Below are 22,528 nucleotides of genomic sequence, written 5' to 3' on the forward strand. Positions count from 1 at the left end.
CTCCAGGGTCACCGCCGCCGGAGTTCTTCCTGCCTGTTGGTGGCTCGTTGTCTGTCGTCGACGAGGGGGGTGAGGGTGGGTGCCTGGCGGGCGCGTGGGATGTGGGGGTGCTGCTGCTGGTCGAGTCCGAAGGTGGTGAAGGCGGTCCGGGCGGGGAGGGGGTAGATCTCCCTGCCGGTGAGGGAGTTGAGGATGGTGGCGGAGCGCCAGGCGGCGAGGCCGAGGTCGGGGGTGCCGACTCCGTGGGTGTGGCGTTCGGCGTTCTGTACGTAGATGTGGCAGTTGGCGGCGCTGACGGCGGGGTCGAGGGCGAGGCGGAAGCGTTCGTCGATGCGGGGGCGGCCGCGGCTGTCGCGGCGCAGGTAGGGGTCGAGGCCGGCGAGGAGGCGGTCGAGGGGGCGTTCGCGGTAGCCGGTGGCGAGGATGACGGCGTCGGTGGTGAGGCGGGAGCGGGAGTCCTGCTGGGTGTGTTCCAGGTGGAGTTCGACTTTGGTGGTGGCGAGGCGGCCTGCGGTGCGGACGCGGACGCCGGGGGTGAGGACGACGTCGGGCCAGCCGCCGTTCAGGGTCCGGTGGTAGAGCTCGTCGTGGATGGCGGCGATGGTGTCGGCGTCGATGCCTTTGTGGAGTTGCCACTGGCTGGTGACGAGGCGGTCGCGGACGGCTTCGGGGAGGGCGTGGAAGTAGCGGGTGTAGTCGGGGGTGAAGTGTTCGAGGCCGAGTTTGGAGTACTCCATGGGGGCGAAGGCCTCGGTGCGGCCGAGCCAGTGGATTCTTTCGCGGCCTGCGGGGCGGGCGCGGAGCAGGTCGAGGAAGATTTCGGCGCCCGATTGTCCTGATCCGATGACGGTGACGTGGCCGGCGGTGCGGAACGTGTCGCGGTGGGCGAGGTAGTCGGCGGAGTGGACGACGGGTACGCCGGGGGCTTCGACGAGGGTTTTGAGGGGTTCGGGGATGTGGGGTTCGGTGCCGATGCCCAGGGCGATGTTGCGGGTGTGGGTGCGGCCGAGGGCTTCGGCTTCTCCGTCGGGGCCGAGTTGGGTGTAGTCGACTTCGAAGGTGTCGCGTTCGGGGTTCCAGCGGACGGCGTCGATCTGGTGGCCGAAGTGGAGTCCGGGGAGGCCTGCGGCCACCCAGCGGCAGTAGGTGTCGTACTCGGCGCGCTGGATGTGGAAGCGCTCGGCGAAGTAGAAGGGGAAGAGGCGGTCGCGGGATTTGAGGTGGTTGAGGAAGGTCCAGGGGCTGGTGGGGTCGGCGAGGGTGACCAGGTCGGCGAGGAAGGGGACTTGGATGCGGGAGCCGTCGATGAGGAGGCCGGGGTGCCAGGCGAAGGAGGGGCGCTGGTCGTAGAAGGCGGTGTCGAGTTCGGTGAGGGGGTGGGCGAGGGCGGCGAGGGAGAGGTTGAAGGGGCCGATGCCGATGCCGACGAGGTCGCGGGGTGCGTCGGGCTCGTGGTGTGGGTGCGGGGGCGTGCTCATCGGGGTGGTTCCTTCCACGGATCTTCGGCGGAGTGCGGCGGAGTCTTCGGGGGTTCTTCGACTTCGCGGGCGGCTTCGTCTCGGCCGGCTTCGGGTCGGGCGGCTCGGTCTTGCGGGGCCTCGATCAGGCGGTTTCGCCGGCGGCTTTTTCGACGAGGGCGAGGAGGGTGGCGAGGTCGTCGGGGCGGGTGTCGGGGTTGAGCAGGGTGGCTTTGAGCCAGAGGCGGCCGTCGAGGCGGGCGCGGCCGAGGACGGCGCGGCCTTGGTGGAGGAGTTTTCGGCGTACGGCGGCGACGGCGTCGTCGGTGGTGTGTGCGGGCCGGAACAGGACCGTGCTGATGGTGGGGCGGTCGTGGAGCTCGAAGCCCGGATGGTCCTGGACGAGGGCGGCGAACTCCTGTGCCCGGTCGCAGACTTGGTCGACGAGTGCGCCGAGGCCGGTGCGGCCGAGGGTTTTGAGGGTGACGGCGATCTTGAGGATGTCGGGGCGGCGGGTGGTGCGCAGGGAGCGGCCGAGGAGGTCGGGGAGGCCGGCTTCGGTGTCGTCGTCGGCGTTGAGGTAGTCGGCGTGCTGGTGGAGGGCGGTGAGGTCGTGGGGGTCGCGTACGGCGAGGATGCCGGCTGCGACCGGCTGCCAGCCGAGTTTGTGCAGGTCGAGGGTGATGGTGTGGGCCTGGTCCAGGCCGGCGAGTTTGTCGCGGTGGCGGTCGCTGAGGAGGAGGCCTCCGCCGTAGGCGGCGTCGATGTGCAGGCGGGCGTGGTGGGCGGTGCACAGGGCGGCGATCTCGGGGAGGGGGTCGATGAGTCCGGCGTCGGTGGTGCCCGCGGTGGCGGCGACGAGGTGGGGGCCGGGGAGGGTGGTGAGGGCCTCGTCGAGGGCGGCGGGGTCGAGGATGCCGGTGGGGGCGGGGAGCGTGACGGGGTCGGGCAGGCCGAGGAGCCAGGCGGCGTGGGGCAGTGAGTGGTGGGCGTTGGCTCCGCAGATCAGGCGGAGGCCGGTGCCGTGTGTCTCGCGGGCGAGGAGCAGGGCGAGTTGGTTGGACTCGGTGCCGCCGGTGGTGATCAGGGCGTCGGGCCGGGGCTTGTGCGGGTGGGCGGGGGTGGCGGGTCCTGCGTAGATCTCGGCGGCGAGGGCGCGGGTGACGAGCGTCTCCAGCTCGGATGCCGCGGGGGCCTGGTCCCAGGAGTCGAGGGAGGGGTTGAGGACGCTCGCGGCGAGGTCGGCGGCGGTGGCGACGGCCAGGGGCGGGCAGTGCAGGTGTGCGGCGCACAGCGGGTCGGCGGGGTCGGCGGCGCCTTCGGCGAGGGCGTGCACGAGGGTGTGCAGGGCGTCGGGGTCGCCGTGCTGTGGCAGTACGTCGCCGAGGGCGGCCCGTAGGCGTGCGGCGACGGCGGCGGGTCCGCCGGCGGGCAGGGGGCCTCCGCGTGCGTGTGCGCCGTCGTGGAGTGCTTGGAGCACGGTGTCGAGCAGCGGCCGTAGGGCGTGGGGGCCTTCGGGTCCGGAGGCGAGGCTCGGTGTGCTCATGGGTTCCTCCCGGGCGCGCGGGCAGAGGGGGTTCCAGCTTGTCGGCGGTGGCGTGCGCGTGCCCGGGAGGTTCAACGATCGGAACCCGAAAGGGTGTCCTTACGGCTCTTCTGCGGGGAAAACGTGTTGCGGTTCAGGGGTTTTGTGGGGTGTTGGGGTATTGGGGTTGTTGGGGTGGGGCCGTTGCCCGGTGTCGGGCGGTGCCCTCCCCCATGCCTGCCGAGGAGAGTGCGGGCTGATCGTCCTTCGCCCGGTCGAGTCCGGGGAGGGCGATCAGCTGTCCGCATCGTCGTCAGGGACCAGCCGCACCCGCGGCGTCGTACGTCCCGGTCCTATGCCTGCCTCACTCGCAACGCCCGTGCCAGGTCGTCGAGTTCGTCGGCCAGGGTGCGGCGCAGGGCGGGGATCGGGTCGGCGGTGTTGAGGCATTCTTCGCCGAGGTGCAGGTTCTCGGGGTCGACGGCGTGGGCGGGGAAGGCCCAGCGGCCGACGGCGGTGGCGATGGCGGGGCCGCGGCGGGCGGCGACGGCGACGGCGTCCTCGTAGTAGCGGGGCACGTACGCGCGTACCAGGTCGGCCTGTTCGGGCTGCCAGAAGCCGCGGGCGGTGGCGGTGAAGAGGTAGTTGGACAGGTCGGTGCGCTCGTCCGTGCCGAACATGGCCTGCCAGGCCGTGGCCTTGGCCTCGGCGTCGGGCAGGGCGGCGCGGCAGCGGGCGGCGCCTTCCTGGCCGGTGGCGGAGGGATCGCGGTCGAGTTCGGCGGCGATGGCCTGCTCGTCGGTGGCGCCGAGGACGGCGAGGCGGGCGAGGACGCGCCAGCGCAGTTCGGGGTCGAGGTCGGGGCCGCCGGGCACGGTGCCGTCGGCGAGCCAGGCGGCGATGGTGTCGGGCTGGGAGGCGACGTCGATGAAGTGGCGTACGGCGATCAGGCGCAGGCCGGGGTTGTCGCCGTCCTCGGTGCGGCGGATGAGGTCGCGGCACAGGGAGGTGAGGGTGGTCAGGGCTGCCGGGCGCTGTTCGGGGGTGAGGTAGCGGTCGGTGACCTTGGCGGTGGCGAAGGCGAGGACGCCCTGGACGAGGGCGAGGTCGGTTTCGTGCGGGAGGTGGGTGCGGGCGGTCTCCAGGTAGGCGGTGGGCGGGAGGGCGCCGTCGCGGACGGCGTCGCGCAGGGCGTTCCAGACGACGGCGCGGGTCAGGGGGTCGGGCAGGCCGGAGAGGCTGGTGCGGACGGCTTCGAAGGATTCGGGGTCGAAGCGGATCTTGGCGTAGGTGAGGTCGCCGTCGTTGAGGAGGAGCAGGGCGGGGCGTTTGCCGAGGGGCTCGGGCGTGGTCTGCGGGATGTCGAGGTCGAGGCGGTCGCGCAGGATGAGGTGGCGGCCCTCGTCGGCGACGTCCGGGTCGTAGAGGCCGACGGCGATGCGGTGCGGGCGGCTGCCGGTGTGTTCGACGGTGAGGGTGCAGGTGCCGTCGTCGCCGGGGGTCACCACGGGGGTGAGGGTGTCGACGCCGGTGGTGCGCAGCCAGGCCTCGGCCCAGGCGTGGACGTCGCGTTCGGTGGCGGAGGCGAGGGAGTCGATGAAGTCCGCGAGGGAGGCGTTGGCGAACTTGTGGCGGGCGAAGTGGGTGTTGATGCCGGCGAGGAAGTCCTTCTCGCCGAGCCAGGCGACGAGTTGGCGTAGTGCGGAGGCGCCCTTGGCGTAGGAGATGCCGTCGAAGTTGAGGAGGGCGGAGGCCGTGTCGTTGACGTCCTCGGGGGCTACGGGGTGGGTGGACGGGCGCTGGTCGGCGTCGTAGCCCCAGGCTTTGCGGGCGACTCCGAAGTCGGTCCAGGTGTCGGTGAACCGGGTCGCTTCGGTGAGGGTCTGGTAGCCCATGTACTCGGCGAAGGACTCGTTCAGCCAGATGTCGTCCCACCAGCGGAGGGTCACGAGGTCGCCGAACCACATGTGGGCCATTTCGTGGGCGATGACCATGGCGCGGGTCTGGCGTTCGGTGTCGGTGACGGCGGAGCGGTAGACGAACTCGTCGCGGAAGGTGACCAGGCCGGGGTTCTCCATGGCGCCGGCGTTGAACTCGGGGACGAAGGCCTGGTCGTAGGAGTCGAAGGGGTAGGGCTCCTCGAATTTTTCGTGGTAGCGGTCGTAGCACTGCTTGGTGATCTCGAGGAGTTCCTCGGCGTCCGCGTCCAGGTGGGGGGCCAGCGAGCGGCGGCAGTGCAGGCCGAAGGGCAGGTCGCGGTGTTCGGTGCGCACGGAGTGCCAGGGGCCGGCGGCGACGGCGACGAGGTAGGTGGAGATCAGGGGGGTGGTGGCGGCCTGCCAGCGGCCCTCTCCGAGGTGTTCGGTGATGCCGTTGGCGAGGACGCTCCAGCCTTCGGGGGCCTTCACGGTCAGGTCGAAGACGGCCTTGAGGTCGGGCTGGTCGAAGGCGGCGAAGACGCGCTGGACGTCTTCCATGAACAGCTGGGTGTAGACGTAGGTCTCGCCGTCGGTGGGGTCGGTGAAGCGGTGCATGCCCTCGCCGGTGCGGGAGTAGCGCATGCTCGCGTCGAGGTGCAGTTCGTGCTCGCCGGCGGTGAGGTTCTTCAGGGGCAGGCGGTTGCCGTCGAGGGTTTCCGGGCCGAGGGGCTGTCCGTCGAGGGTGGCGGTGCGCAGTTGGGCGGGCTTGAGCTCGACGAAGGTGTCGGCGTCCGTGCGCGCGGTGAAGCGGATGACGGTGCGGGAGTCGAAGGTCTCGTCGCCGGTGGTCAGATCGAGGTCGATCGTGTAGCGGTGGACGTCGAGGAGCTTGGCACGGGTCTGCGCTTCGTCGCGCGTCAGAACGGACATGCAGGTAATGCTGCCCGATGGCACTGACAAGGCACAGGGGCGGACCGGTACGCGCCCTATGTCCGTTCTCCTTCGAGCTCCCCGCCCAGCGCCGGGCTCAGGCGCTGGGCGGGGAGGCGGGCGTCGGGGTGGGGCAGGGCGGCGGGGCGGTGGGCGGCGTCGTCGGCGTCGGTGTGGTCCTTGACGAGGGCGCGCAGCTCGCGGATCTCCTGCTCGAGGGCGAGGTGGCGGCGGTGGGCGTCGTAGAGGTAGCGGACCTTGGTGCGCAGCGACCAGGGGTCTATGGGTTTCATGACGAGGTCGGCGACGCCGAGGGCGAAGGCGGTGGAGGTCAGTAACTGGTCGGGGCCGAAGCCGGTGAGGAGGATGACCGGGATGTGCTGGGTCTGCTCCACGCGGCGCATGTAGCGGACCACGTCCAGGCCGCTGACGCCGGGCATGCGGACGTCGAGCAGCAGGAGGCCGACCTGTCCGCGGAGCACCTGCTTGAGCGCCTCGTCGCCGTTGGTGGCGCGGCCCAGCTGATAGCCCAGCGGGGCCAGGGCGCTCTCCAGGGCGTACAGGGTGTCCTCGTGGTCGTCGACGATGAGGATCTTGGCTTCCGGCATGGCCCGTCGTCCCTCCCGCGTGGACAACCAGCTTATGTCCGAGGTGCTGACGTGGCGTGGCCGTCAGCTGACAAGGAGTGCACAGCGCAGCATGCCCTGTGCGGGCCCTTCTGTCACGTCCTTGGCGGCATTCATCGAGGTCAATTCGCCGTTTTTGCGGAGCCGTTCACGGCGTCGTCCGCGATGCGTTCGTGGTGGCGGATCACTTCGGCGATGATGAAATTCAGGAACTTCTCAGCGAATGCCGGGTCCAGTTTGGCGCTTTCGGCGAGGGCGCGCAGCCGCTCGATCTGGCGGGCTTCGCGGGCCGGGTCGGCGGGCGGCAGTCTGTGTGCGGCCTTGAGGTGGCCGACCTGCTGGGTGGCCTTGAAGCGTTCGGCAAGCATGTGGATGACGGCTGCGTCGATGTTGTCGATGCTGTCGCGCAGCCGGGCGAGTTCCTCGCGGACGGCGGGGTCGACGTCGCGGGTGCCGGTGTTGCTGGTGGTCATGGGCGCCCAGCCTACGTGGCGGTCGTGGGTTCGATCATCGGTGGATCGTCGGGGTCGGGGGTGCGGTTGCTCCAGCCGCCCGGCGCGGTACTGCTGGGCGCGGAAGCGGACGGGTGGCATGCCGATGCGGTCGGCCGTATCCGCACGGGGTACGCGCGCGTGGGCTGCGTCTGGATGCGCTGGACGACATCGGGGGCCTCCCCTTCCAGCCGCTTGCCGGGGGCGGCGCCCCGGGGTTGTACCGGGGGACGGTCACCGTGCGGGGCGCCGGGGACGCGCGGCTCGAACTGCCGGGCTGGGCCCGCGGATTGGTCTGAGTCAACGGGTTCAATCTGGGCCGCTACTGGTCGGTGGGCTCCCAGCGCGCCCTGTACGTGCCCGGTCCGGTGCTGCGCGAGGCGAGAACGAGGTGTGGCTGCTGCAGTTCGAGGAGGCGGCAGCGGGGGCCGTGCTCCTGCAGACCCTGTAGCGATCTCGCAGGTCGACCGGGGCGGGCGAGCGGCCCGCAGTCCGAGGATCAGGAGGCGGACATGACACGGGCGTGGGGTCGTGTCCACGCCCTGGAATCCGACCAGGGAAAATCGGTCCGCCTGCCCGTACAGTGGAATCGGGTTCAGGGCGTCTTGGGGGTTCGGGCGTGGCGAACGGCGGACCGGTCGAGCACGGCTACCCACACCTGGAGACGGTGCGGGCCGCCATCACCGCGCTCTACAAACGGTTGTCGTACGACACCATCCAGACCTTCTCCAGCAGCGTCCTGCCCGCCGATGTGGCCTTCTGCGACACCGACGACCTCTATCTGGGCGCGCAGCGGGTGGCCCGCGAGCTGGTGCGCCACTACCGGCTGCCGGACGCCCGGCTGATTGTCGGCTTCCGCGAGATGCAGCACGCGGCGAACGTCGAACTCGCCGCGGGCCCCGAGTACTTCGTCGAGCTGAACGACCGCTTCCGCACCCACCGCCGTGACATCGGCGCCGCCCTGGCCCACGAGATCATGCATGTGTATCTGCACCGCCTGGACCTGTCCTTCCCCGGCACCCGCGACAACGAGATCCTCACGGACACGGCGACGACCTATCTGGGCGCGGGCTGGCTGCTGCTGGACGCCTACCGGGAGGACTCGACGTCCTCCCAGAAGCTCGGCTATCTGACCCCCGAGGAGTTCGGCTACGTCCTGGCGAAGCGCGCGCTGGTCTTCCACGAGGACCCGTCGATCTGGTTCACCAGCCCTCAGGCATACGAGGCCTACACGAGGGGCATGGCACAGGCCCGCCACGACGAGCAGCAGCCCCCGCTGACGGGCGCCGGCTGGGCGGGCCGCCGCCGTTACGCCCGCGACCGCCGCCACGCCCCGGGGCCGCAGCCCGGCGTGCCCTACACCTTCACCCCGGACGGTGGCGGCCGGCTGCGCGTCTCGTTCCCCTGCCCGACCTGCCATCAGAAGATCCGGGTGCCGGTAAGCGGGCGCGTGCGGGCGCGGTGTGCGCTGTGCCGGACGGTGCTGGAATGTGACACCTAGGGGGTGCTGCTCTGCTCCCGGCGCTGCAGCGTGGTCCGGGGGCTCTGCCCCCGGACACCGTTCGGCCTGAACGGCCTCGTCCTCAAAGGCCGGACGGGCTGAAATGCGTCACGCTCCGGACGGGCCGGAGGACTCCGCGCGGCGTGGCAGTGCCGCGCACAGCGCCGCGCACACCACGAACGCCCCGGTCACCCATGGCATCGCCGCCGTCAGTGCGTCCGTCAGGCCGTTCCCGGCGTGGTCGAAGAACACCGTTCCGACGATCGCCGCCCCGAGCGCGCCCCCGAACTGCTGTGCCGTGGAGAAGATCCCGGACGCTCCGCCCGCCAGCTCCCCCGGCACCGCGGACAGCACCACGTTCACCAGGGGCACCACCAGGAAGCCCAGTCCGGCCCCCGCGACCACCAGGCCGGGCACGAGCGGCCAGGCGCCGGTGTGTACGGCGGGCGCGTCGGTGACCGCTGCCCACACCCAGGCCAGACCGGCGGCCATCATCAGCGCTCCGGCCCCCAGCACGAGGCGCCCGAAGCGCACCGCGAGTGCGTCCGCGGCAGGCGCCGTGAGGAAGCTGCCGGCCGAGAAGGCCACGGTCACCACTCCGGCCTGCATCGGCGTGTACCGCTCGCTGCCCTGCAGCCAGAGCGCGAAGACCAGGAAGAACCCCTGCATGCCGACCGAGAACAGCAGTTGCACCAGCACGCCCACCGAGAACGCGGGCAGCCGGAAGGCCCACGCCGGCAGCAGCGGCACCGTCCCCGCACCACGCCGGCGCGCCTCGAACACCCCGAGCCCGGCGACGGCGCAGACACCGGCGGCGAGGCAGAACCAGCCCCACAGCGGCCATCCGTTCCCCCGGCCCTGCACCAGCGGCAGCACGATCGCCACCAGCCCGGCCGCCAGCACCGCGCTCCCCAGCAGATCCGGCCGCCCGGCCGACCGCTCCTTCGTGGCCGGCACCAGCACCAGGCCCGCGATCAGTGTGCCCACCGCCACGGGCACGTTCACCAGGAACACCGAGCGCCAGCCCCAGCCGAACAGGTCGGCGTCGGTCAGCAGGCCGCCGAGGAGCAGCCCCACCGCGGAGGCGAACCCGGCGACGGCGCCGTACATCCCGAAGGCGGCGCCACGCTCCTTGCCCGCGAACAGGGTGCGGAACGAGCCGAGCACCTGCGGGATCAGCACCGCGGCCAGCACACCCTGCACGGCCCGTGCGGCGATCAGCTGGCCGGGCGTCTGGGCGAGGCCGCACCCCAGGCTCGCCAGGCCGAAGCCCGCGGTGCCGGCGAGGAACAGTCCGCGGCGCCCGAAGCGGTCCCCGAGGTGCCCGGAGACGATCAGCGTGGCGGCGAAGCCCAGCAGATAGGCGGAGACCAGCCACTGCAGCTCGCTCTGCGAGGCGTGCAGGTCGCGGCCGATGGACGGGATCGCCACATTGACGATCGTCACGTCCAGCAGGTCCATCAGCGCCGCGATCATCATCACGACGGCGGCGGCCCAGCGGCGTGGGTATGGAGCCGCGCCGGCGGGCGGGGACATGGCAAGGGTGGTGGTCATGGCGTCTCCCGTTGGGGTCCGGACCTCGTCGAGCCCAGATTTATTTCGTTCGGACGAACGAAAGACTTGCACCGATGCTTCGGTGATCGCAAGTACTTAGTTCGACCGAACGAAATATTTGCTACGATGACACCATGAGCGGCAGCGAGACGGGATCCGAACGGCGCCTGGTGCCGAACCTCGAGTCGGCCGTCCCGACGGACGACAGACGGCGGGCCGAGACACTGCTGCGGCTGTTCGCAGTGGGCCGGGAGAACAGCGGGGCCACGGTGATGTTCCACTCCGCGGTCTCCGCCCGGCAGGGCCTGATCCCGAGCGAGGAGAAGGCCCTCGACCTTTTGGAGCGGCACGGCCCGCTCACCGCGAAGGACCTCGCCGAGCGCACCGGTCTGGCTCCCGCGTCCGTCACCGGCCTGGTCGACCGCCTCGAAGCCAAGGAATTCGTACGCCGGATCAAGCACCCCACGGACAAGCGGCGGGTGCTCGTCGAGCTGAACCGGGAGAAGATCGCCCATCTCTTCGCGTTCTTCGAGGAGTGGGCGCGCGACATCGCCGCGGCGTGCGAGGAGTTCAGCACGGACGAGCTGGAGACCGTGATCCGCTTCCTGCAGGTGATGACACAGGAGCAGCGCAAGGCCGCCGCCCGTCTCACCGGCTGAGTGCGCTCAGGCTCCGTACACCGCGCCCGGCTCCGCCGCCTCCGCCAGCAGCTTCAGCGCCGCCTCTCCCGCCTCGCCGGGGCTCCAGCGCGCCCCCTTGTCGGCGCTCGGGCCCGGCCGCCAGCCCTCCATGACCGTGATCCGGCCGCCCTCCGCCTCGAACACGCGCCCGCTCACACCGGCGCTCGCGGCGGAGCCGAGCCAGACGACGAGCGGGGAGACGTTCTCGGGAGCCATCGCATCGAAGCCGGCGGCGGGCGCCGTCATCGTCTCCGCGAAGGTGCGTTCCGTCATCCGGGTGCGGGCAGCGGGCGCGACGGCGTTGACCTGGACGCCGTAGCGGCGCAGTTCGGCCGCGGCGACCAGTGTCAGGCCGACGATGCCGGCCTTCGCGGCGCTGTAGTTGCCCTGCCCGACCGACCCCAGCAGCCCGGCGCCGCTGCTGGTGTTGACGATCCGGGCCACCGGCATGCGGCCCGCCTTGGCCTCCGCCCGCCAGTGCGCGGCGGCGTGCTTCAGCGTCAGGAAGTGGCCCTTGAGGTGGACGCGCAGGACGGCGTCCCAGTCGTCCTCGTCGAGGTTGACGAGCATCCGGTCGCGCAGGAAGCCCGCGTTGTTGACGAGGGTGTCGAGCCGGCCGTACGCCTCCAGGGCCGTCGCGATCAGGGAGGCCGCCCCTTCGGTGGTGGCGATGTCGCCGCCGTGGGCGATCGCCTGGCCGCCCGCCGCGCGGATCTCCTCCACCACCCGCCCGGCCGGACTGCCGGGGCCCGGCGCCCCGTCCAGGCCCACCCCCAGGTCGTTGACGACCAGCCGGGCACCCTCCGCCGCGTACGCGCGCGCGTGCGCTCGCCCGAGGCCGCGGCCGGCTCCGGTGACGACCACGACCCGCCCGTCGCAGATTCCGCTCATCTCACGTCTCCTTGTTGGCAGTTGCCGCATCCAGGAAGGCCGGCCGCTCCCCTCCCCCGTGCACCAGCAGGCTCGCCCCGCTGATGTAGGCGGCCGCGTCGGAGGCCAGGAACACGGCGGCCGCGCCCACGTCGGCGGGTGTGGCCAGACGGCCGAGCGGCACCGTGCGGGAGACCGCCTCGATGCCGTCCTCGCCGCCGTAGTGGAGGTGGGCCAGCTCGGTGCGGACCATCCCTACGACGAGGGTGTTGACACGCACCTCGGGCGCCCACTCCACGGCCATCGAACGGGCGAGGTTCTCCAGGCCCGCCTTGGCCGCCCCATAGGCCGCGGAGCCGGGTGAGGGGCGGCTCCCGCTGACGCTGCCGATCATCACCACGGAGCCCTGCGCCCGCCTGAGGCGTTCGTACGCGGCGAGGGAGGCCGTCAGCGGCGCGAGGAGGTTCAGCTCCAGCACGCGCGCGTGCCGCTCGGCTTCCGCGTCGGCCAGCAGCCGGTAGGGCCCGCCACCCGCGTTGTTGACCAGGACGTCCAGCCGTGGGAACGCGGCGAAGAAGGACCGTACGGCGGGCGGATCGCGCAGGTCGAGGGGGACGAACTCGACGCCCTCAACCGGGGTTTCGGGCGGTCTGCGCGCACAGGCCACGACCCGTGCACCGGCCTCGGCGAAGGCCTGCGCGATCCCAGCTCCGACCCCGCGGGTACCGCCGGTGACGACGACGGTCCTGCCGCTCAGCTGCGGCCGTCGCAACTTATCCACAGGCCTCCCGCTCCGATCCGAGGGCTGCTAGCTTCGAAGCCTCGCACCTAACAAATGTTTGGTGGAAAGGCATTGGTTGGAAAGGTAGCTGATGTGCGCATGGGTGTCTCCACCTCGTCCCCGGAAAAGGGGCCCGGAAAAAATGGCATCGCCGTCGTGATGGTCGACTTCCCGCCGGTCAACGCGCTGCCGGTGGACGGCTGGTTCGCGCTGGCCGACGCGGTGCGCGCGGCGGGCCGCGACCCGCGGGTGCGGTGCGTGGTGCTGGCGGCGGGCGGGCGGGGGTTCAACGCGGGTGTGGACATCAAGGAGATACAGGCGCGGGGGCCGAGCGCCCTGGCCGGCGCCAACCGCGGCTGTTTCGAGGCGTTCGCCGCGGTGTACGAGTGCGAGGTGCCCGTGGTGGCAGCGGTGCAGGGCTTCTGCCTGGGCGGCGGGATCGGGCTGGTGGGGAACGCGGACGTGATCGTGGCGAGCGAGGACGCCACCTTCGGGCTGCCCGAGCTGGACCGCGGCGCCCTGGGCGCGGCCACGCACCTGTCCCGGCTGGTCCCCCAGCACCTGATGCGCGCGCTGTACTACACCTCCCGCACCGCGACCGCCGCCGAACTGCACGCGCACGGCTCGGTGTGGCGGGTGGTGCCGCGGGAGGAACTGCGGGCCGCGGCCCTGGAGCTGGCGGGCGAGATAGCCGCCAAGGACGGTGAGCTGCTGCGGCTGGCCAAGGCCGCCATCAACGGCATCGACCCGGTCGACGTGCGCCGCAGCTACCGCTTCGAGCAGGGCTTCACCTACGAGGCGAACACGGTCGGGGTGGGCGACCGGGTCCGCGACACCTTCGGCAAGGAGAAGGACGAGAGGGACGAGAGGGAGGGTGCACAGGCGTGAGTGACAAGACGATGACCGCCGAGCAGGTCGTCTCCCGTCTGCACAGCGGCATGACCCTCGGCATCGGCGGCTGGGGTTCACGACGCAAACCCATGGCCCTGGTCAGGGCACTGCTGCGGTCCGGCATCGGAGAGCTGACCGTCGTCTCGTACGGCGGCCCGGACGTCGGCATGCTCGCGGCCGCGGGACGGATCCGGAAACTGGTGGCGCCCTTCGTCACCCTCGACTCCATCCCGCTCGAACCGCACTACCGCGCGGCCCGCGAGAGTGGTGCCTTGGAGCTGATGGAGATCGACGAGGCGATGTTCATGTGGGGGCTGCACGCGGCGGCGAACCGGCTGCCGTTCCTTCCGGTGCGGGCCGGGATCGGCTCGGACGTGATGCGGGTCAACCCCGCGTTGCGGACGGTGACTTCGCCCTACGAGGACGGGGAGACGTTCGTGGCGATGCCCGCCCTGCGGATGGATGCGGCCCTGGTGCACGTGGGCCGCGCCGACCGGCTGGGCAACGGGCAGTATCTGGGGCCCGACCCGTACTTCGACGACCTGTTCTGCGAGGCGGCGGACGCGGCATACATGTCGTGCGAACGGATCGTCGACACGGCCGAGTTGACGAAGGAGGCCGCGCCCCAGACCTTGCTGATCAAGCGGCACACGGTGTCGGGCGTCGTCGAGGCGCCGAACGGGGCGCACTTCACCTCCTGCGCGCCGGACTACGCGCGGGACGAGGCCTTCCAGAAGACGTACGCGACCACGCCGTGGCCGGAATTCGCGGCCCGTTTCCTGGCCGGGGACGAGCAGGCGTATCGGTCGGCGGTCGGGGAGGAGTCATGACGGGCGTCAGCCGCGCCGAGTACTGCGTGATCGCCTGCGCCGAGGCCTGGCGGGGCAACGGTGAGGTGCTCGCCAGCCCCATGGGGCTGATCCCGTCCATCGGTGCCCGGCTCGCCCGGCTCACCTTCTCCCCGGACCTGCTGCTGACCGACGGCGAGGCGATGCTGGTCCGCCCGGACGGGACGCCGGAGGGCTGGCTGCCCTACCGGCAGCATCTCGCCCTGGTCTCCGGCGGCCGCCGGCACGTGATGATGGGCGCGAGCCAGATCGACCGGTTCGGGAACCAGAACATCTCGTGCATCGGCGACTGGGAACGGCCCACGCGGCAGTTGCTCGGGGTTCGGGGCGCACCGGTCAACACCCTGAACAATCCGACGAGTTACTGGGTGCCAAGACATTCGCGGCGCGTGTTCGTCGAGAGGGTCGACATGGTCTGCGGGGTCGGATACGACCGTGCGGCCGGTGCCCGCTACCACCGCATCCCGTGTGTCGTCTCCGATCTAGGCGTCTTCGACTTCGCCACCCCCGACCACTCGATGCGGCTCGCTTCACTGCACCCGGGTGTCACGGTGGAACAGGTCAGGGAGGCGACGGGCTTCGATCTGACCGTCCCGGAGGAGGTGGCGACGACACGTGAGCCGACCACCGAGGAGCTGCGGCTGATCCGTGAGGTGATCGATCCGGCCGACAGCCGTGCCAGGGAGGTCGGTTCGTGAGGGAAACGGCTCTGACCCGGCTGGTCGGGGTCAGGCATCCGATCGTGCAGACGGGCATGGGGTGGGTGGCGGGCCCGCGTCTGGTCTCCGCCTCCGCGAACGCGGGCGCGCTGGGCATCCTGGCCTCCGCGACCATGACGCTCGACCGGCTGCGTGAGGCGATACGGGAGGTCAAGTCCCGTACGGACGCGCCGTTCGGGGTCAATCTGCGCGCCGACGCCTCGGATGCCGGCGACCGGGTGCGGATCCTGATCGAGGAAGGCGTGCGGGTCGCCTCCTTCGCCCTCGCGCCCTCCGCCGAACTGATCGCGGAGCTGAAGGAGGCGGGCGTGGTCGTCATCCCCTCCATAGGGGCCCGCCGGCACGCCGAGAAGGTCGCCGCGTGGGGCGCGGACGCCGTGATCGTGCAGGGCGGCGAGGGCGGCGGGCACACCGGCGAGGTCGCGACGACGGTGCTGCTGCCGCAGGTGGTGGACGCGGTGCGGATACCGGTGGTGGCGGCGGGCGGCTTCTTCGACGGACGGGGGCTGGTCGCGGCGCTGGCGTACGGGGCGGCGGGGATCGCGATGGGCACACGGTTCCTGCTGACGTCGGACTCGACCGTGCCGGACGCGGTGAAGGCGCGGTATCTGGCGGCGACCGTGCGGGACGTCACCGTGACCAGGGCGGTGGACGGCCTGCCCCACCGGATGCTCCGCACGGACCTGGTGGACTCCCTGGAGAACTCCGGCCGCACGAAGGCCCTCTTCCACGCGGTCCGCAGGGCGGCGGGCTTCCGCAGGCTGTCCGGGCTGACCTGGCGGCAGCTGGTGCGCGACGGGCTCGCCATGAAGCACGGCAAGGACCTCACCTGGAGTCAGGTCCTGCTCGCGGCGAACACCCCCATGCTGCTCAAGTCGGCCATGGTGGACGGCCGTACGGACCTCGGGGTGATGGCGTCCGGTCAGGTCGCCGGGGTGATCGGGGATCTGCCCTCGTGTGCGGAGCTGGTGGAGGAGGTGATGGCCCAAGCGGAGGAGGTCATCGGCAAGCTGGCGGTCGGCGGCGCTTGAGCGTCCGCCGCCGTCTCACAGCCTCTCGATGATCGTCACATTGGCCTGGCCGCCGCCCTCGCACATCGTCTGCAGGCCGAAACGGCCGCCTGTGCGCTCCAGTTCGTGCAGCAGGGTCGTCATCAGCTTCACGCCTGTCGCGCCCAGGGGATGGCCGAGGGCGATCGCGCCGCCGTTGACGTTCACCTTGTCCGGGTCGGCACCGGTCTCCTTCAGCCAGGCGAGGACGACCGGCGCGAAGGCCTCGTTGATCTCGACGAGGTCGATGGCGTCGATGGTCAGGCCGGTCTTCTTCAGGGCGTGGACGGTGGCCGGTATCGGGGCGGAGAGCATGCGGATCGGGTCCTCGCCGCGCACGGAGAGGTGGTGCACGCGTGCGCGTGGCGTCAGTCCGTGCTCGCGTACCGCCCGCTCGGAGGCGAGCAGCATCGCCGCCGCCCCGTCGGAGACCTGGGAGGAGCAGGCGGCGGTGATGGTGCCGCCGTCGAGGACGGGTTTGAGCCCGGCCATCTTCTCCAGGGAGGTGTCCCGACGAGGGCCCTCGTCGACGGCGACCGGGCCGTGGGCGACGGTCTCGCGGTCGAAGCGGCCCTCGTCGATGGCGCGCAGCGCCCGCTGATGGGACCTGAGCGCGAACTCCTCCTGGTCCTGGCGGCTGATGCCCCATTTCGCGGCGATCATCTCGGCGCCCACGAACTGGTTCACCGGCTGGGCCCCGTACCGCGCCCGCCAGCCCTCGCTGCCCGCGAAGGGGCCTTCGGTGAACCCCAGGGGCTCGGCGGCCTGGCGGGTCGCGAAGGCGATCGGGATCTGCGACATGTTCTGCACCCCGCCCGCGACCACCAGGTCCTGTGTGCCCGAGAGCACCGCCTGGGCCGCGAAGTGCACGGCCTGCTGCGAGGAGCCGCACTGCCGGTCGATGGTCACCCCCGGCACCTCCTCGGGCAGTCCGGCCGCCAGCCAGCAGGTCCGCGCGATGTCCCCGGCCTGCGGCCCCACCGTGTCCAGACAGCCGAACACGACGTCCTCGACGGCGGCCGGATCCACGCCCGAGCGGGCCATCAGCTCCTTCAGCACATGGGCGCCGAGGTCGGCGGGATGGACTCCGCTCAGTCCGCCCCCGCGCCGCCCCACGGGCGTACGGACCGCTTCGACGACATAGGCCTCGGCCATGGCAACTCCCCAGCCTTCCCCATGGGTTACGTGCGTACGGCGATCCCGTCCAGCACCATCGACAGGTACTGCCGGGCGATCTCCTCCGGGCTGTGCTGTCCGCCGGGCCGGTACCAGGACGCGGCCACCCACACGGTGTCGCGCACGAACCGGTAGGTGAGCCGGACGTCCAGGTCGGCCCGGAAGACCTCGGCGGCGACTCCGCGCTCCAGCGTGGACAGCCACGCCCTCTCGAACTTGCGCTGCGACTCGGCGAGGAACGCGAACCGTTCCTGCGCGAGCAGTTGCTTGCTCTCCTTCTGGTAGATCGCGACGGCGGCGCGGTGCCGGTCGATCTCCCGGAACGACTCGGTGACCAGGGCCTCCAGGGTCTCCCGCGGTCCCAGCCCGGCGTCCAGGACGGTGTCGTAGCCGCCCCAGAGCTCGTCGAGGAAGGTGCGCAGGATCTCCTCCAGCATCGATTCCTTGGAGTCGAAGTGGTAGTAGAGGCTGCCCGCGAGCATGCCCGCGTGGTCGGCGATCTTGCGTACGGTGGTGGCGTTGTAGCCCTGCTCGGCGAAGACCTCGGCGGCGGTCTCGAGGAGTTCGCGGCGCCGGGCGGGTGCGGCGGTCACCTGGGGCTTCTTCTTGGTCGGCACGGGTCCATTGTCGTCCGCTCCGGTCCTCAGGCGTGCTGGCTGCTGACGGAGACGACCTCTCCGGTCAGATACGAGGAGTAGCCGGAGGCCAGGAACACGATCACGTTGGCCACTTCCCAGGGCTCCGCGCAGCGGCCGAAGGCCTCGCGTGCGGTCAGTTCCTCCAGCAGTTCCGGCGTCGTCACCTTCACCAGGTGCGGATGCATGGCCAGGCTCGGCGAGACGGCGTTGACGCGCACCCCGTACTCGGCGGCCTCCATCGCCGCGCACCGGGTCAGCGCCATCACGCCCGCCTTCGCCGCCGCGTAGTGGGCCTGCCCGGCCTGGGCGCGCCAGCCGACCACGGAGGCGTTGTTCACGATCACGCCGCCGAGTCCGTCCGCCCGCATCAGCCGCAGCGCCGCCCGTGTGCACCGGAACGTGCCGGTCAACGTCACATCGAGGACGCGGGCCCACTGCTCGTCACTCATGTCGACGAGGTCCGACGTGCCGCCCAGACCCGCGTTGTTGACCACCACGTCCAGCCGCCCGTGCTCCCGCACGGCGGTCTCGAACAGCGCCTGCACCTGGCCCTCGTCGGTGACGTCGCACGGCAGGGCGGCGACCGAAGACGCCCCGAACTCCCGGGCGAGCTCGGCCTCGTACTCCTTGAGGCGCCGCACATGCGCGTCGCCGATCAGCACGCGTGCGCCCTCCTCCAGGAAGCGCCGCGCGGTCGCGCCGCCGATGCCCGCGCCGGCCGCCGCGGTGATGACGGCGGTGCGTCCCTTCAGCAGCCCGTGCCCCGGCTCGTACACGGGACTCTCGACGACTGTCATAGCCCCACGCTAACCTACCAAACACTTGTTAGGGAAGGATGGCAGCCGATGGATCTCGCCTTCACACAGGAAGAGGAGGCCTTCCGCGCCGAGGCCCGGGCCTGGCTCGCGGACCGGGTGCCGCGCGCTCCCTTGCCGTCCCTGGAGACCGCGGAGGGCTTCGCGGCCCACCGCGCGTGGGAGGCCGAACTGGCCGCGGACCGCTGGTCGGTCGTCAACTGGCCGAGTGCGTACGGCGGAAGGGACTCCGGCCTGGTCAGGTGGCTGATCTTCGAGGAGGAGTACTGGGCGGCGGGGGCCCCGGGCCGGGTGGGGCAGAACGGGATCAGCCTGCTCGCCCCGACCCTCTTCGACCACGGCACCGAGGAGCAGAGAGCGCGCGTGCTGCCACCCATGGCCACGGGTGCGGTGGTGTGGGCGCAGGCCTGGTCGGAGCCGGAGGCGGGCTCGGACCTGGCGTCCCTGCGGTCCAAGGCGGTGCGCACGGACGGGGGCTGGCTGCTGAGCGGGTACAAGACGTGGTCGTCGCGGGCCGCCTTCGCGGACCGTGCCTTCGGCCTGTTCCGCAGCGACCCGAGGGCCCCGAAGCCCCATCAGGGCCTGACCTACCTGATGTTCGACCTGCGCGCGCCCGGTGTCACGGTCAGCCCGATCGGCCGCCTCGACGGGAAACCGGCGTTCGCCGAGCTGTTCCTGGACGAGGTGTTCGTGCCGGACGAGGACGTGATCGGCGCGCCCGGCGAGGGCTGGCGGATCGCGATGTCGACGGCGGGCAACGAGCGGGGGCTGATGCTCCGCTCCCCCGGCCGCTTCCTGGCCGCGGCACAGCGGCTGCACCGTCTCTGGCAGCGACAGGGCTGCCCGTCTTCCGCGCAGGCGCAGGTCGCGGACGCCCTGATCGGCGCCCGGGCCTACCGGCTGTTCACCTTCGCCGCCGCCTCCCGCTTCCTGGAGGGCGCCTCCATCGGCCCGGAGTCCAGCCTGAACAAGGTCTTCTGGTCCGAGTACGACATCGCGCTGCACGAGACGGCCCTCGATCTGCTCGGCGAACAGGGCGAGGCGGCCGACTCGGAGTGGGCCGAGGGCTATGTCTTCTCCCTCGCCGGCCCGATCTACGCGGGCACGAACGAGATCCAGCGCGACATCATCGCCGAGCGTCTGCTCGGCCTGCCCAAGGGGCGCCGCTAGTGGCTCCGCCGGGTGGGCCGGGGTGGGTCGGCTTTTGTCTGCGGCGCCGTCGTGGCTGGTCGCGCCCACGCGGCGGTAGCCGCATGGTCAACACAGCCCCGCGCCCCCTCTGGTCGCTGCCGAACCGCACCGCAACTCCCCCGCCCGAAGGCAGGCCGAAGGTTTCGAAGGGACGTTACTGATGCGGTTCCTCCTTGACGCCGAACAGCGCGCGTTCGCGGCCTCGCTGGACGCCATGCTGACCGCCACCGACACGCCGTCAGTCGTACGGGACTGGAGCCGAGGCAAGCACGGGAGCGGACGCGTGCTGTGGTCCCGTCTCGCGGAGGCGGGCGTCTTCGCGCTGGCGTTCCCCGAGGAGTACGGCGGCCTGGGACCCCGGCCGGTCGAACTCGCCGTCGCGTTCGTCGAGTTGGGGAGGCACGCGATGCCGGGACCGGTGGTGGAGACGGTCGCGGCGGCCGCCCTGCTCGCCGCCCTGGACGACACGGGCCCGGCCAAACGCCTGCTGCCCGCACTGGCCTCGGGCGAGTCGGCGGCGACGCTCGCGACGGGGCCGTATGCACTGGACGCGGACATGGCGGACGTACGGCTGACCGTGGCGCCAGGAAGCACCGAGCTGCGCCTCACTCCCCCGCCCGGTCGGCCGCACCCGTCCCTCGACCCCGCTCGCCGCCTCTTCGCGCCGGCGCCCGGCGGGGAACTGCTCGCCGCCGGTGCGCAGGTTTCCGAAGCCGTCGCCCACGCCCTGACCTGGGGTCGCCTCGCCGCTGCCGCCCAGTGCCTCGGCGTCGGACTGGCCCTCCTGGACCGAACCGTCGCCCACGTTCGGCGGCGCACCCAGTTCGGCGTCCCCATAGGCTCCTTCCAGGCCGTCAAGCATCAACTGGCCGACGCGAAGATCGCATTGGAGTTCGCCCGCCCCCTGGTTTTCGGTGCCGCGCTCACCATGGACCCGGCCGACGTGGCCGCCGCCAAGGTCACGGCGTCCGAGGCGGCGTACGCCACCGCCCGTACGGCGCTGCAGCTGCACGGCGCGATCGGCTACACCGCCGAGTACGACCTGTCCCTGTGGCTGACGAAGGCCCGCGCCCTGCGCACCGCGTGGGGCGGGCCCGAGGAGTGCCGGGCCCTGGTCCTCAGTGGTGGTGATCGCCGCTGGTGAGTTCCCGGTACTCCTCCACCGTCGGCTTCGGGATGTGCGAGTCCGAGCCGAACATCACCCGGGCCAGCCGTGCGCGCACCCGCTGCCCCGGCCTGACCGGCCGCCGTACGCCGTTCGCGTCGACGAGCGGGCCGATCTCGTAGGGCGGGTTCTGCTCGTGCTGGGTGAGGGTGAACAGCTGGTCCTGCGCGAGGGGCTCGTGGACCTCGACGAACTCGCCGTGCGGCAGCCGTTTGATGGTGCCGCTCTCCCTGCCGTGCAGCACCTTGTCCCGGTCCTTGCGCTGCAGGCCCATGCAGACCCGTTTGGTGACGAGGAAGGTGACGACCGGCGCCACGAAGAAGGAGACCCGCACGAACCAGGTGATGGAGTTGATGGACAGATGCAGATGGGTGGCCACGATGTCGTTGCCGCCGCCGATCAGCAGTACGACGTACAGGGCCAGCCACGCCGCGCCCAGGCCGGTGCGGACCGGCATGTTGCGCGGCCGGTCCAGGATGTGGTGCTCGCGTTTGTCGCCGGTGATCCAGGCCTCCAGGAAGGGATACAGGCCGAGGGCGAGCAGCAGCAGCGGGAAGAGCGTGAAGGGGATGAAGACGCCGAGTTCCAGGGTGTGGCCCCAGAAGTTGAGCTCCCATCCCGGCATCACCCGGATCAGGCCCTCGGAGAAGCCGAGATACCAGTCGGGCTGGGCGCCGGTGGTCACCAGGTCCGGGCGGTAGGGGCCGAAGGCCCACACGGGGTTGATGCTGGCGATGCCGCCCATGACCGCCAGCACGCCGAAGACCAGGAAGAAGAAACCGCCCGCCTTGGCCATGTAGACCGGCAGGAAGGGCATGCCCACGACGGTCTTCTGGTCCCGGCCGGGCCCCGGGTACTGGGTGTGCTTGTGGTAGAAGACCAGGATCAGATGGGCGACGACCAGCCCCAGCATGATCCCCGGCAGCAGCAGCACATGGACCGGGAAGAGCCGCGAGATGATGTCGTGCCCCGGGAACTCCCCGCCGAACAGGAAGAAGGACAGGTACGTCCCGACGATCGGGACGGACAGGATCGCGCCGTCGGCGAAGCGGATGCCGGTGCCGGACAGCAGGTCGTCGGGGAGCGAGTAGCCGGTCAGACCGGTGATGATGCCGAGGAACAGCAGGGTCCAGCCGAACAGCCAGTTGAGCTCGCGCGGCTTGCGGAACGCGCCGGTGAAGAACACCCGCATCATGTGCACGAGCATGCCGGTGACGAAGACCAGCGCCGCCCAGTGGTGGATCTGCCGGATCAGCAGGCCGCCGCGCACATCGAAGCTGATGTCGAGCGTGGACTCGTAGGCCCGGGTCATCGAGACGCCGTTGAGCGGGACGTACGAGCCGTGGTAGATCACCTCGACGCCGCTCGGCTCGAAGAACAGGGTGAGATAGATGCCGGTGAGGATCAGGATGAGAAAGCTGTAGAGGCAGACCTCCCCCAGCATGAAGGACCAGTGGTCCGGGAAGACCTTGCGCATATTGGCCTTGGCCAGCCCGTACAGACCCAGCCGCCCGTCGGCCCAGTCCGCCAGCTTCTCACCCGTGCCCGTCGGCTCCCTGCGCCTGGAGCCGGCCGTTTCGTTCCCCGATCGTGCGCCGTCCATACGTTCGTCGCCTCCCCGTCGGATCATCCTCAGGGTGGCACGGCGTCCCGGGTAAGCCAACGGTGAGAGCACCGTACGAGTGATTGCACGCCGGTCCCG

Annotated in this window: 20 protein-coding genes and 1 pseudogene; 9 read left to right on the forward strand and 12 right to left on the reverse strand. The window is 71.2% G+C overall.

Annotated elements, in window-relative coordinates; translation table 11 throughout:
• Positions 1 to 8: 8 nt before the first annotated feature.
• The 5 genes from ABT254_RS16260 to ABT254_RS16280 form a co-directional block, all read right to left on the reverse strand.
• A complete protein-coding gene (locus tag ABT254_RS16260; protein ID WP_351469575.1) occupies positions 9 to 1,478 on the reverse strand; it encodes a lysine N(6)-hydroxylase/L-ornithine N(5)-oxygenase family protein in 1,470 nt (489 codons plus the stop codon).
• Between the two features lie 124 nt (positions 1,479 to 1,602).
• The gene (locus tag ABT254_RS16265) at positions 1,603 to 3,003 is read right to left on the reverse strand and encodes a pyridoxal phosphate-dependent decarboxylase family protein (protein WP_351469578.1); all 1,401 of its coding nucleotides are present in this window, start codon (positions 3,001 to 3,003) and stop codon (positions 1,603 to 1,605) included.
• A 332-nt stretch (positions 3,004 to 3,335) separates the two neighbouring features.
• Entirely contained in the window at positions 3,336 to 5,831 is a 2,496-nt protein-coding gene (gene pepN / locus ABT254_RS16270; RefSeq protein ID WP_351469581.1) for an aminopeptidase N, read from the reverse strand.
• 56 nt (positions 5,832 to 5,887) lie between these two features.
• Entirely contained in the window at positions 5,888 to 6,439 is a 552-nt protein-coding gene (locus ABT254_RS16275) for a response regulator (protein WP_351469584.1), read from the reverse strand.
• A gap of 140 nt (positions 6,440 to 6,579) precedes the next feature.
• Complete coding sequence (locus tag ABT254_RS16280) at positions 6,580 to 6,930, reverse strand: chorismate mutase (protein WP_099928096.1); 351 nt, start codon at positions 6,928 to 6,930, stop codon at positions 6,580 to 6,582.
• Positions 6,931 to 7,061: 131 nt separating this feature from the next.
• Here ABT254_RS16280 and ABT254_RS16285 point away from each other — a divergent pair.
• Both ABT254_RS16285 and ABT254_RS16290 read left to right on the forward strand, forming a co-directional pair.
• Positions 7,062 to 7,399 (forward strand): annotated as a pseudogene (locus ABT254_RS16285) (beta-galactosidase); the annotation flags it as partial.
• A gap of 168 nt (positions 7,400 to 7,567) precedes the next feature.
• Entirely contained in the window at positions 7,568 to 8,449 is an 882-nt protein-coding gene (locus tag ABT254_RS16290; protein ID WP_351469587.1) for a hypothetical protein, read from the forward strand.
• A 108-nt stretch (positions 8,450 to 8,557) separates the two neighbouring features.
• On the opposite strand, the gene ABT254_RS16295 is transcribed toward ABT254_RS16290, so the two are convergent.
• Positions 8,558 to 10,003 carry an MFS transporter gene (locus ABT254_RS16295; protein WP_351469590.1) on the reverse strand — a complete coding sequence of 482 codons (1,446 nt, stop codon included), beginning with the start codon at positions 10,001 to 10,003 and terminating at the stop codon, positions 8,558 to 8,560.
• A gap of 134 nt (positions 10,004 to 10,137) precedes the next feature.
• Between ABT254_RS16295 and ABT254_RS16300 the strand changes: the two genes are divergently transcribed.
• Entirely contained in the window at positions 10,138 to 10,662 is a 525-nt protein-coding gene (locus ABT254_RS16300; protein ID WP_351469593.1) for a MarR family winged helix-turn-helix transcriptional regulator, read from the forward strand.
• 6 nt (positions 10,663 to 10,668) lie between these two features.
• On the opposite strand, the gene ABT254_RS16305 is transcribed toward ABT254_RS16300, so the two are convergent.
• Together ABT254_RS16305 and ABT254_RS16310 are read right to left on the reverse strand one after the other, a co-directional pair.
• Positions 10,669 to 11,574 (reverse strand): SDR family oxidoreductase, encoded by a 906-nt coding sequence (locus tag ABT254_RS16305; protein WP_351469596.1) that lies wholly within the window; start codon positions 11,572 to 11,574, stop codon positions 10,669 to 10,671.
• Between the two features lies 1 nt (position 11,575).
• Positions 11,576 to 12,334, reverse strand: coding sequence for an SDR family oxidoreductase (locus ABT254_RS16310; protein ID WP_351469599.1), 759 nt, complete (start codon positions 12,332 to 12,334; stop codon positions 11,576 to 11,578).
• Between the two features lie 99 nt (positions 12,335 to 12,433).
• Between ABT254_RS16310 and ABT254_RS16315 the strand changes: the two genes are divergently transcribed.
• Genes ABT254_RS16315 through ABT254_RS16330 form a run of 4 tightly spaced genes read left to right on the forward strand, consistent with a single transcriptional unit; the run spans position 12,434 to position 15,823 of the window.
• Entirely contained in the window at positions 12,434 to 13,222 is a 789-nt protein-coding gene (locus tag ABT254_RS16315; protein WP_351469602.1) for an enoyl-CoA hydratase family protein, read from the forward strand.
• Complete coding sequence (locus tag ABT254_RS16320; protein ID WP_351469604.1) at positions 13,219 to 14,055, forward strand: CoA transferase subunit A; 837 nt, start codon at positions 13,219 to 13,221, stop codon at positions 14,053 to 14,055. The genes ABT254_RS16315 and ABT254_RS16320 overlap by 4 nt, the downstream gene beginning before the upstream one ends.
• Positions 14,052 to 14,771 (forward strand): CoA-transferase subunit beta, encoded by a 720-nt coding sequence (locus tag ABT254_RS16325; protein ID WP_351469607.1) that lies wholly within the window; start codon positions 14,052 to 14,054, stop codon positions 14,769 to 14,771. The genes ABT254_RS16320 and ABT254_RS16325 overlap by 4 nt, the downstream gene beginning before the upstream one ends.
• Positions 14,768 to 15,823 (forward strand): NAD(P)H-dependent flavin oxidoreductase, encoded by a 1,056-nt coding sequence (locus ABT254_RS16330; RefSeq protein ID WP_351469610.1) that lies wholly within the window; start codon positions 14,768 to 14,770, stop codon positions 15,821 to 15,823. The genes ABT254_RS16325 and ABT254_RS16330 overlap by 4 nt, the downstream gene beginning before the upstream one ends.
• A 15-nt stretch (positions 15,824 to 15,838) precedes the next feature.
• On the opposite strand, the gene ABT254_RS16335 is transcribed toward ABT254_RS16330, so the two are convergent.
• From ABT254_RS16335 to ABT254_RS16345, 3 genes are read right to left on the reverse strand one after another with little or no spacing between them, the layout of a single operon-like run.
• Positions 15,839 to 16,996, reverse strand: coding sequence for an acetyl-CoA C-acetyltransferase (locus tag ABT254_RS16335; RefSeq protein ID WP_351469613.1), 1,158 nt, complete (start codon positions 16,994 to 16,996; stop codon positions 15,839 to 15,841).
• Between the two features lie 26 nt (positions 16,997 to 17,022).
• Positions 17,023 to 17,634, reverse strand: a complete 612-nt coding sequence (locus ABT254_RS16340; protein WP_351469616.1) for a TetR/AcrR family transcriptional regulator — start codon at positions 17,632 to 17,634, stop codon at positions 17,023 to 17,025.
• Between the two features lie 26 nt (positions 17,635 to 17,660).
• Positions 17,661 to 18,452, reverse strand: coding sequence for an SDR family oxidoreductase (locus tag ABT254_RS16345; RefSeq protein WP_351469619.1), 792 nt, complete (start codon positions 18,450 to 18,452; stop codon positions 17,661 to 17,663).
• A gap of 48 nt (positions 18,453 to 18,500) precedes the next feature.
• Between ABT254_RS16345 and ABT254_RS16350 the strand changes: the two genes are divergently transcribed.
• Both ABT254_RS16350 and ABT254_RS16355 read left to right on the forward strand, forming a co-directional pair.
• Positions 18,501 to 19,640: an acyl-CoA dehydrogenase family protein gene (locus ABT254_RS16350; protein WP_351469622.1), complete on the forward strand. Its 1,140-nt coding sequence runs from the start codon at positions 18,501 to 18,503 to the stop codon at positions 19,638 to 19,640.
• 181 nt (positions 19,641 to 19,821) lie between these two features.
• Positions 19,822 to 20,805, forward strand: a complete 984-nt coding sequence (locus ABT254_RS16355) for an acyl-CoA dehydrogenase family protein (protein WP_351469625.1) — start codon at positions 19,822 to 19,824, stop codon at positions 20,803 to 20,805.
• Here ABT254_RS16355 and qcrB read toward each other — a convergent pair.
• Entirely contained in the window at positions 20,780 to 22,429 is a 1,650-nt protein-coding gene (gene qcrB / locus ABT254_RS16360; protein WP_351469628.1) for a cytochrome bc1 complex cytochrome b subunit, read from the reverse strand. The two genes, ABT254_RS16355 and qcrB, sit on opposite strands and share 26 nt — an antisense overlap.
• Positions 22,430 to 22,528 lie beyond the last annotated feature (99 nt).

The organism is Streptomyces sp. NPDC001137 (assembly GCF_040298885.1).
GTDB lineage: Bacteria > Actinomycetota > Actinomycetes > Streptomycetales > Streptomycetaceae > Streptomyces.